This window comes from Streptomyces niphimycinicus (assembly GCF_018883605.1).
Lineage (GTDB): Bacteria > Actinomycetota > Actinomycetes > Streptomycetales > Streptomycetaceae > Streptomyces > Streptomyces niphimycinicus.
Map to the genome: position 1 here is coordinate 1 of NZ_JAHLEM010000638.1, position 8,380 is coordinate 8,380.

The following is an 8,380-nucleotide window of genomic DNA, read 5'->3' on the forward strand; positions in this document are numbered from 1 at the left end:
CGTGACGGACGTGATCGTGGCGGCCGTCCGAGTTCTGATGTCCCTTGTCCTCGTGGCGGCCATTCGAGTCCCGATGACCGTTCTCGTGCTGCCCCTTGCTGTCGCCGTGCGCCCGGTCCTGGTGGCACTTGTTGCTCTGCGACGAGTGCGGCTCGGGCGTGCTGCCCGCGGCCCACGCGGTTCCCGGAGCACCGGTGACCAGGGCCGCAGCCGCGATGGCACCCGCTGAGGCCACGCCCCAGCGCCGGAAAGAACGACGAGACCGCTGAAGGAATCTGCTCTGCTGCGTCATTACCTGAATTCACTCCTTGGGCATGGGTGCTCCATAACCGGCGCCGCGCCGGACGCAGTGCACCCTTCCCCGAGCCCAGGACCCGCTAGCGGATTCCGATCTTCAGTCCCCCGGTTGGAGGTAAATCAGGCCGTCATATCCTGCGTATGGATCATGCGCAGGCACGACCGTTTGCGCGATGTCGCCACAGGAGGGCCGATGACCACCCGTACCGCAGTCATCACCGGCGCGAGCAGCGGGATCGGCGCCGCGACCGCGCGCCGCCTGGCCGCCGCCGGATTCCGCGTCATCCTCGCCGCCCGCCGTAAGGAGCGCGTCGACGCGCTCGCCGCCGAGCTGACCGAGGCGGGGCACCAGGCCGAGGCGTACGTCCTGGATGTCACCGACCGGGCCGCCGTGGAGTCCTTCGCCGCCGCTCTCGACCGCTGCGACGTCCTGGTGAACAACGCGGGCGGCGCGATCGGCGCCGAGCCCGTCGCCACCGCCGACCCGGCCGACTGGCGGGCGATGTACGAGGTCAATGTGGTGGGCGTGCTCCAGGTGACCCAGGCGCTGCTGCCCGCCCTCACCGCCTCCGGCGACGGCACGATCGTCGTGCTGTCCTCCACGGCGGGCCATGTGGCGTACGAGGGCGGCGGCGGATACGTGGCGGCCAAGCACGGCGCCCACGCCATCGCGGCCACCCTGCGCCTGGAGCTGTGCGGTGAGCCGGTGCGGGTGATCGAGATCGCCCCGGGCATGGTCAGGACGGACGAGTTCGCGGTGAACCGCTTCCGCGGCGACGAGGCCCAGGCCGCGGCCGTCTACGAGGGCGTGGCCGAGCCGCTGACCGCCGACGACGTGGCCGACACGGTCGAGTGGGCGGTCACCCGTCCCTCGCATATGAACATCGACATGATGGTCATCCGCCCCCGCGCCCAGGCCGCCCAGCACAAGGTCCACCGCGAGCGCTGAGCCCGTTTGGCGGCTGCCGAAGCCCGTTCGCGAGCGCTGGGCCCGGGAACGGGCGGCCGGTGGCCGGCAGTCCCGCCGTCCGCCCGTCTGACCCGGTGAATGTGCGCCTTCCCGTGGGCTCTCCGATGCTGGGAGAGACCGTCACCTCGCGGTGAAGCGGAGGCGTCATGAGAGTTGTCGTCGATCTCAACCGGTGCCAGGGCTACGCGCAGTGCGCCTTCCTCGCGCCGGATGTGTTCGCGATGCACGGTGAGGAAGCGCTGCTGTACGACGGGGAGCCCGACGGCACGCGGCGCCTGGACGTCCTGCGGGCGGAGGCGGCCTGTCCGGTCAAGGCCATCACCGTGGAGGGCGCGGGCGCGGCGTGGACCGCGGCGGGGGCGGGTGTCTCCAATGGCCCTTGACGGTTCCCTGGAGCGGCTCCGGCGCGAGGGCCGCATCGTCGTCGTGGGTGCTTCCCTGGCGGGGCTGCGAGCGGCCGAGACGCTCCGCGAGGAGGGCTTCACCGGCACCCTCACCATGATCGGTGACGAGCCGTACGAGCCGTACGACCGCCCGCCGCTGTCCAAGCAGGTGCTGCTCGGCAGGGTGCCGGCCGACCATACGGCGCTTCCCCGGCGCCGCGCGATCGAGGCGCAGTGGCGGCTGGGTGCCGCCGCGACCGGCCTGGATCTGTCGGCCAAGCGGGTGGCTCTCGCCGATGGCACCTCGGTGGAGTACGACCGGCTGCTGATCGCCACCGGGGTGCGCTCCCGCCCGTGGCCGAACGAGCTGGAGGCCGGTCTTGACGGCGTCTTCGTGCTGCGGACCAGGGACGACGCCACCCGGTTGAGACACCGGCTGAAGGCCGGGCCCAGCCGGGTGCTGGTGATCGGTGCCGGATTCACCGGCTCGGAGATCGCCTCCGTCTGCCGCGAGCGGGACCTGCCGGTCACGGTCGCCGAACGCGGCCCGACCCCCCTGTCGGGCGCCCTGGGCAGCGTGATCGGCGACGTGGCCGCCCAACTGCACCACCAGCACGGCGTCGACCTGCGCTGCGGGGTGATGGTCACCGGGCTCGAGGGCGACGGTGTGGGAAGGCTGCGGCGGGCCCACTTCTCCGACGGCGGCACGGTGGACGCGGAGGTGGCCGTCGTCGCCCTGGGGGCGACCCGCAACACCGAATGGCTCGCGGGCTCCGGGCTTGCCGCGGGGCCGCGCGGGATCGCCTGCGACGCGGGCTGCCGGGCCTTCGACGTACGGGGCATCGTCGCCGACGACGTGTTCGTCGCGGGAGACGTCGCCCGCTCGCCGCATCCGCTGTTCGGCTACCGGTTCCTGTCCCTGGAGCACTGGGGCAACGCGGTCGCGCAGGCCGAGGTCGCGGCCCACAACATGATCTGCCGCGGTGAGGAGCGCCGCCCGCATCTGTGGACGCCGTATTTCTGGTCGGCCCAGTTCGGCGTCAACATCAAGTCCGTCGGGGTGCCGAACATGGCCGACCAGATCATCGTCAGCCAGGGGTCGCTGGGCGAACACCGCTTCACCGCGGCCTATGGCTACCAGGGCCGCGTCATCGCCGCCGTCACCTTCGACCAGGCGAAATGGCTGGAGTTCTACCAGCGGCAGATCGAACAGGCCGCGCCCTTCCCGCCGCCGTTCGCCACCGTCGACCGGCGGACCGAGGGCATGCGTCCGGTGCCGGCCGGATTCCCCGACCCCTCGGTGCCCACCCACGGCCCCCAGGTCACCGTGAGCGGCTACTCCCCGACCGACCAGCGCGTCACGTTCACCCCCGCCGGACACGGACACCACGCCTGACGCGGGCAGCACCGGCGCCCGGAAGGACAGCCGGCCCGGAAGGCAATCCCGGAAGGAAACCACCATGACGTCGGTCGCACTCCTGGGCCAGATCCTCGACTACGCCAACCGCGCCGACCCCTACCCGCTGTATGCCGAACTCCGCCGGACCCCCGTGGTGCGCGACGAATCAGGCCCCTACCTGGTCAGCACCTACTGGGAGATCCACAGCCTGCTCCACGACCCCAGGGTCAGCTCCGACATCCGCAATCTCGCCCCCGAAGCGAAGACCGCCCCCCGAACCGAGGACCCCGACCTGCCGCCGAGCTTCATCAGGCTCGACCCTCCCGACCACGACCGCCTGCGCCGGCTGATCATGCGGACGTACGGGCCCCCGCACGCCCCCCGGCGCGTCTACGGCCTGCGCGGCGAGATCTCCGGAATCGTCTCCGGCCTCATCGACCGTTTCCAGGGGCGGGACCGGATCGACCTCGTCGACGACTTCTCCTACCCCTTCCCCGTCACCGTGATCTGCCGTCTGCTCGGCGTCCCGCAGGAGGACGAGCAGCGCTTCCACGGCTGGGCCGACACCGTCGCCACCGCCATCGAGCCGGCCGTCGGCACGCCCGAGGAGCAGCAGGCCCACTGGCAGGCCATCCGCGAGGCCCACCACCAGCTCGCCGAATACCTCTCGGGCCTGATCGCCCAGCGCCGCCGGGCACCCCGGGAGGACATGATCTCCGCCCTGGCCACCGACCGCGGAGCCGACGAGAGCCCGATGTCCCTGCCCGAGATGCTCAGCAATCTGACGCTGCTGCTGATCGCGGGCCACGAGACCACCGTCAACCTCATCACCAACGGGATGCTCACCCTGCTGCGCCACCCCGACACCCTCAAGCAGTTGCGTGCGGACCCCGATCTGGTCATCCCGCTGGTGGAAGAGCTGCTGCGGTTCGAACCGCCCGTGCAGTTGCTGCCCGAGCGCACCACGCTCGACGACATCGAGATCGCCGGTACCACCATTCCCCAGGGCGCCTCCCTGTGGCTGGTCCCGGCCTCCGGGAACCGGGACCCGCGGCGCTTCCCCGAGCCCGACCGCTTCCTCCCCGACCGCCCGGACAACCAGCACTTCGGCTTCGGCAGCGGCATCCACAACTGCATCGGCTCGCCCCTGGCCCGCCTGGAGGCGCAGGCCGCCCTGGCCGAACTGGTCCGCCGGCTCGACAACCCCCGCCTGGTCGAGGATCCGCCCCCGTACCGCCACAACGCCGTCCTCAGAGGCCCCCGGCATCTGCCCATCGCCTTCGACGGCCTCAGCCGATAGCGCGGGGCATCGCCCATGGAACCCCATGGATAAGACAGACAAGGCAGATAGGGCAGACAAGGCAGAGCCCCCGAACCGTCGCCGGTCCGGGGGCCGTTGATCATGTGCGGTCCTGAAGATCAGCCCTTCACGCACACCACCTGCTTGAGCCTCGCCACCACCTCGACCAGATCCCGCTGCTGGTCGATGACCTTCTCGATCGGCTTGTACGCCCCCGGGATCTCGTCCACGACGCCGGAGTCCTTACGGCACTCCACGCCCCGTGTCTGCTCCTCCAGATCCCGGGTCGAGAAGCGCTTCTTCGCCGCGTTACGGCTCATCTTCCGGCCCGCCCCGTGCGAGGCCGAGTTGAACGACGCCTCGTTCCCCAGACCGCGCACGATGTACGAACCGGTGCCCATCGAGCCCGGGATGATCCCGTAGTCCCCGCTTCCGGCGCGGATGGCGCCCTTACGGGTCACGAGAAGGTCCATGTGCTCGTAGCGCTCCTCGGCGACGTAGTTGTGGTGGCAACTGATCACCGGCTCGAAGACCGGGCGGGCCTTCCTGAACTCCTTGCGCACCACGTCCTGGAAGAGCGCCATCATGATCGCGCGGTTGTACTTCGCGTACTCCTGCGCCCAGAAGAGATCGTGCCGGTACGCCGCCATCTGCGGGGTGTCCGCGATGAAGACGGCCAGGTCGCGGTCGATCAGATCCTGGTTGTGCGGCAGCTTCCGGGCCTGGCCGATGTGGTGCTCGGCGAGCTCCTTACCGATGTTGCGGGAGCCGGAGTGCAGCATCAGCCAGACCGAGCCGTCGTCATCGAGGCAGAACTCGATGAAGTGGTTACCGGATCCGAGCGAACCCATCTGCTTGACGGCCCGCTCCCGGCGGAACTTGACCGCCTCGGCCACTCCCCCGAACCGGTTCCAGAAGTCGTCCCACCCCGCCGTCGGAAACGCGTGCAGCCGCCCCGGGTCCACCGGGTCGTCGTGCATCCCGCGCCCCACCGGGATCGTCTGCTCGATCCGCGACCGCAGCCGCGAGAGATCGCCCGGAAGGTCGTCCGCGGTCAGCGACGTCTTGACCGCGGACATCCCGCAGCCGATGTCCACACCGACGGCCGCCGGGCATACAGCGCCCGCCATCGCGATCACCGAGCCGACCGTGGCACCCTTCCCGTAATGCACATCCGGCATCACGGCGAGGCCCTTGATCCAGGGCAGCGTGGCGACATTGCGGAGCTGCTGCATGGCCACGCCCTCGACGGTCGAGGGGTCGGTCCACATCCGGATCGGCACCTGAGCGCCGGGCACCTCGACATACGACATGATGTACTCATTCCCCCGTAAAAGACAGAAAACGCAAAAGCCGGACCAGTGCCCCATAGGCGACGGCCGCCCGACAGGCACGGCAGTGCGTGCGATAGACATTGTCTCCAGCCACCGCCCGCGGGCGGCAAGGAGTTTTCCGTCGTTCGAAGGGACACCGACAGTGCAGCCAGCGCAGCGAAGGGCGTACGGACGGCGGGGCACCCCGGCCGTCGCCGTGCTCATCACCGTGCTCGCCGCCGCCGGGCTCGGCGGATGCACCGGCTCCGATTCATCATCCGGCCCGGACGACGGCGCCTCCGGCGACTCCGGGACGAATGCCTCCGCCGAGCCCGGCCGTTACCGCAGCCTGCCCGAGGCATGCGGCGCGGCCGGCCGTAAGACCCTCCAGACCCTGCTGCCCGGCGCCGAGCAGGACGACAAGGTGTACGACGGCCAGGCCACCGTGACGTACGACATAGACCGGCGGGACGGCTGCCGCTGGAAGGTCGAGACCTCCAGCGGCACGCGCTATCTCACGATCGACTTCCAGCGCGTCGTCTCGTACGACCCCTCGGTCAGCGATGACGACCGGGCGCGGGAGACCTACGAGGAGAAGGCCGCCGCCGCCCACATCCCGGATGCCCCGAGCACCCCCTCGACCCCCTCCTCCAGCTCGCAGAGCGAGGGCGGCGCGAGCGGCGACAGCAGCTCCTCCGCCTCCCCCGGCACCAGCTCCGACGAGCCCGGCAAGAGCGGTAAGGGCGGCGCGAGCGATGAGGCCGACACATCCGGCGAGCCCGGCAAAAGCACCGATTCCCCCTCCGCGGGGAGCGACGCGAGCGGCGAAAGTGACGAAGGTGACACCGCCGCGGACGACACCGCCCCGCGCCGGCTGGACGACCTCGGCGACGACGCCTTCCTCAACGACGAGCTGATCACCAAGGACTCGGGTATCCACCGCGATATCACGCTCGTGTTCCGGTCCTCGAATGTGATTGCCACCATTGAGTACGACCAGTGGACGACCGACAAGAAGCACATTCCCAGCAGCCAGGGACTCCAGGAAAACGCCCAGGACTTGGCCGATGAGCTGACCGGTCGGCTCAACGAATAGCGGGTTCCGGTGCCCCCTGCGGGCACTCCGCTCAGAGCTCGGAAATTGGGACGCCCGCGCGTCGGCCGCGTACCGTGCCGACTAATGACGCGGGCGGTACGTCCGCCCATCGACAGAGAATGAGCGAAGGACCCATGCACCGTTCAGCCCCGCGACTCGCCCGAATACTCGCCTGCGCGACCGTACCGATGGTGCTCGTCGCCGGCTGCTCCTCCGGCTCGGACAACAAGGACAAAAAGAACACCGGTGGCTCGGCGAGACCCAGCTCGCCCAGCGCTTCACCCACCGTCGCGGCCGCGAAGTTCAGCAAGCTGCCCGATGTGTGCACCGCACTCTCCGGAAAGACGGTCGACCAGCTCGTCCCCAAGGCGCAGAACAAGAAGGGCAAGGCCCTTCCCTCGGCCGACACCAACACCTCCGCAAGCTGCCTGTGGACCGGCCTCGACGGCTTCAAGTACCGCTCGCTGACCGTCTCCCTCAAGCTGTTCCGCTCCGACCCGGGGCTCGGCTCCGGCGACCGGCGCGCCGGGGAGTACGCCGGCCAGCAGTCGAGCAGGGCCGCCACCGGCAAGGTGACCGACGCCAAGACCGAGAAGGTCGCGGGCATCGGCGACGAGGCGACCTCGGTCAGCTCCAAGGAGAAGAAGGACGGCGACGAGTTCCGCAACCAGACGGTGGTGACCCGCACCGCCAATGTCGTCATCACCGTCCAGTACGACGGCGCCGGCTATGAGAAGGAGAAGACCCCGGACGCGGCCGCGCTGCTCAAGGACGCCAAGTCCGCCGCCAAGGAGGCCGTCGGCACCATCGCGAAGGGCTCCCAGAGCGGCACCTGATCCCCCGACACGGCCCCTTCCCGCCCATGGGCCTTGACGTGTATGCGACGCTGAGGCCGCTGTTGTTGAAGACGGGGAGGGGTCGCGGGTGGCCGCGATGCAACTGACACGGACGCACCGAATACTGGCCGGGGTGGTCGTCACCGGGGCGGTGGTGATCGCGGGGATCGGCTTCGCCGGTTCCTACGCGGCGGTGCGCGATCTCGCCCTCGACAAGGGCTTCGGCACGTTCTCCAACGTCTTTCCGATCGGTATCGACGCGGGGATCGTGGTCCTGCTCGCGCTGGACCTGCTGCTCACCTGGATCCGGATCCCCTTCCCGCTGCTGCGCCAGACGGCCTGGCTGCTGACCGCGGCCACCATCGCCTTCAACGGCGCGGCCGCCTGGCCGGACCCGATCGGCGTCGGCATGCACGCCGTGATCCCGATCCTCTTCGTGGTCTCCGTGGAGGCCGCCCGGCACGCGGTCGGCCGGATCGCCGACATCACCGCCGACCGGCATATGGAGTCGGTCCGCATCACCCGCTGGCTGCTGGCGCCGGTGCCCACCTTCCGGCTGTGGCGCCGGATGAAGCTGTGGGAGCTGCGCAGTTACGAAGAGGTCATCCGGCTGGAGCAGGACCGGCTGGTCTACCAGGCCCGGCTGCGCGCCCGCTATGGGCGCGCCTGGCGCCGCAAGGCGCCCGTGGAGTCGCTGATGCCGCTGCGGCTGGCGCGGTACGGGGTGCCGCTGGCGGACACCGCCCCGGCGGGGCTCGCGGCGGCCGGTCTGGACTCGACCGCGGT

The 8,380-nt window shown here is 70.1% G+C and carries 8 protein-coding genes and 1 pseudogene; 7 read left to right on the forward strand and 2 right to left on the reverse strand.

Annotation, left to right across the window (positions count from 1 at the left end; genetic code table 11):
- A pseudogene (locus KN815_RS38565) lies at nucleotides 1-292 on the reverse strand (hypothetical protein); the annotation flags it as partial.
- A 198-nt stretch (nucleotides 293-490) separates the two neighbouring features.
- Between KN815_RS38565 and KN815_RS38570 the strand changes: the two are divergent.
- From KN815_RS38570 to KN815_RS38585, 4 genes are all read left to right on the forward strand, one after another.
- Entirely contained in the window at nucleotides 491-1,246 is a 756-nt protein-coding gene (locus KN815_RS38570) for an SDR family NAD(P)-dependent oxidoreductase (protein WP_216346468.1), read from the forward strand.
- A gap of 167 nt (nucleotides 1,247-1,413) precedes the next feature.
- The gene (locus KN815_RS38575; protein WP_216346469.1) at nucleotides 1,414-1,650 is read left to right on the forward strand and encodes a ferredoxin; all 237 of its coding nucleotides are present in this window, start codon (nucleotides 1,414-1,416) and stop codon (nucleotides 1,648-1,650) included.
- Complete coding sequence (locus KN815_RS38580) at nucleotides 1,640-3,046, forward strand: NAD(P)/FAD-dependent oxidoreductase (protein ID WP_216346470.1); 1,407 nt, start codon at nucleotides 1,640-1,642, stop codon at nucleotides 3,044-3,046. Before KN815_RS38575 ends, KN815_RS38580 begins: the two co-directional genes overlap by 11 nt.
- Before the next feature lie 64 nt (nucleotides 3,047-3,110).
- Nucleotides 3,111-4,349 (forward strand): cytochrome P450, encoded by a 1,239-nt coding sequence (locus KN815_RS38585; protein WP_216346471.1) that lies wholly within the window; start codon nucleotides 3,111-3,113, stop codon nucleotides 4,347-4,349.
- A gap of 119 nt (nucleotides 4,350-4,468) precedes the next feature.
- Here the strand turns inward: KN815_RS38585 and KN815_RS38590 are convergent, their stop codons facing one another.
- The gene (locus KN815_RS38590; protein WP_216346472.1) at nucleotides 4,469-5,662 is read right to left on the reverse strand and encodes an RtcB family protein; all 1,194 of its coding nucleotides are present in this window, start codon (nucleotides 5,660-5,662) and stop codon (nucleotides 4,469-4,471) included.
- Between the two features lie 163 nt (nucleotides 5,663-5,825).
- Here KN815_RS38590 and KN815_RS38595 point away from each other — a divergent pair, with 163 nt between their 5' ends.
- From KN815_RS38595 to KN815_RS38605, 3 genes are all read left to right on the forward strand, one after another.
- Complete coding sequence (locus KN815_RS38595) at nucleotides 5,826-6,758, forward strand: DUF3558 domain-containing protein (RefSeq protein WP_253209500.1); 933 nt, start codon at nucleotides 5,826-5,828, stop codon at nucleotides 6,756-6,758.
- A 134-nt stretch (nucleotides 6,759-6,892) separates the two neighbouring features.
- Entirely contained in the window at nucleotides 6,893-7,594 is a 702-nt protein-coding gene (locus tag KN815_RS38600; protein WP_216346473.1) for a hypothetical protein, read from the forward strand.
- Nucleotides 7,595-7,691: 97 nt separating this feature from the next.
- A partial coding sequence (locus KN815_RS38605; RefSeq protein WP_372458589.1) for a DUF2637 domain-containing protein occupies nucleotides 7,692-8,380 on the forward strand: 689 nt, incomplete at its 3' end.